Source organism: Actinotignum stranguriae (genome assembly GCF_051265215.1).
Taxonomy (GTDB): domain Bacteria; phylum Actinomycetota; class Actinomycetes; order Actinomycetales; family Actinomycetaceae; genus Actinotignum; species Actinotignum schaalii_C.
The window spans coordinates 1-1447 of the sequence record NZ_JBOZCJ010000046.1 but is presented as its reverse complement, the minus strand read 5'-3'; the positions used below and the strand labels follow the sequence as shown (position 1 = coordinate 1447).

Annotated in this window: 1 protein-coding gene; it reads right to left on the bottom strand. The window is 52.1% G+C overall.

From position 1 onward, the window contains the following. Window positions 1-34 precede the first annotated feature (34 nt). Entirely contained in the window at window positions 35-1381 is a 1347-nt protein-coding gene (locus ACRQEG_RS09470) for an IS256 family transposase (protein ID WP_394373877.1), read from the bottom strand. Between the last annotated feature and the right edge of the window lie 66 nt (window positions 1382-1447).

The window sequence follows — 1447 nt, the reverse complement described above, 5'->3', positions numbered from 1 at the left end:
GAGCTTGTCAAGTTTTTTGTGTAAATGGTTTTGTTTAGTTGGTTGGGAACCGGTCTGGGTAGTGCAGGGATAACTCGCCTAATACTTTCTGCCAGCCCTGCACGCCTTGCCCTTCGATAAGCCGGCCAGGTCCTTTACGCGCACTACCCTTGGGTCGTACAGCATCCCTAGCTCGCTGCCTGGCACGTTTATCCTCGATATTCATGATGGCTAGCCACATGAGTTTGACCGCTGCCCCATCAGAAGGGAAATGCCCACGGTTCTTAATAATTTTACGTAGCTGGTAATTCAACGACTCAATACTATTCGTCGTATAGATCGCTTTACGAGTAGCCGGACCGAAAGCCAAGAACGGAATAAACCGGTCCCAAGCCCGCTGCCAGGCCGCTACCGCCGCCGGGTATTTACGCCCCCACTCTCCTTCTTTAAACGCCTCCAAAGCACCTAGCGCGCCTTCCTCGTTAGGTGCCGTATAGATAGGCTTGAGGGCTGCTGCCACGGCTTTACGGTCTTGATAGGACACAAACCGCATCGAGGCACGGATCAAGTGGACCACACACGTTTGAATGATTGCCCTTGGCCAGGTAGCCGTGATCGCTTCAGGGAAACCAGCCAGCCCGTCACAAGCCACGATTAACACGTCTTGAACACCACGATTGGCTAGCTCAGCGCAAACACCAGCCCAGAACTTCGCGCCCTCATGTGCTTGCACCCAGATCCCTAGTACGTGTTTGATACCATCACAATCCACGCCGATAGCGATATGAGCAGCCCGGGAGGCAACCCGGTTATGGTCTTTGATTTTCACGTGGATAGCATCCAGGAACAGCACTGGATAAAACGCTTCTAACGGGCGGGTCTGCCAGGCAATGACTTCCTCTTGAACAGCCTCGGTAATATTCGAGATCGTCTCATGGGATATTTGGGTACCGATAGTAGCTTCTAGGTGGTGTTGGATTTCCCGGATCGTCATGCCCCCGGCATACAGGGAGATAATCATGTCATCCAGGCCACCCATCCGGCGCTGGCCGGGAGGAACTAGGCGTGATGTGAAGGTTCCAGCCCGATCTCTGGGCTGGTCTATCCTTACCGGTCCTACCTGGGTTTGAAGTGTTTTAGGTGACGTGCCGTTACGTGAATTCCCGCTACCATGCCCGGCCCGGTCATGTTTTTCATACCCGAGATGATCTGTTAGTTCGGCTTGCATACCTCTCTCAAGGACAGCCTTGATTAATTCTGGTAGAAACCCGTTTTCGCCAGTTAAACCGATACCACGTTCGCTAGAAGACTCTACTAAACGGTCGAGTAGATCGTCGTCAATAAATTCCCGGCGTAAAGCACGAGCGGGAGATTCTGGGCCAGTAGCACGAGCATCCGTCATAGTCATAGTTAATCCTCAATTTCTTAGTCAAATCAAGCATTTACACAAACCATTTGACACCCTCGT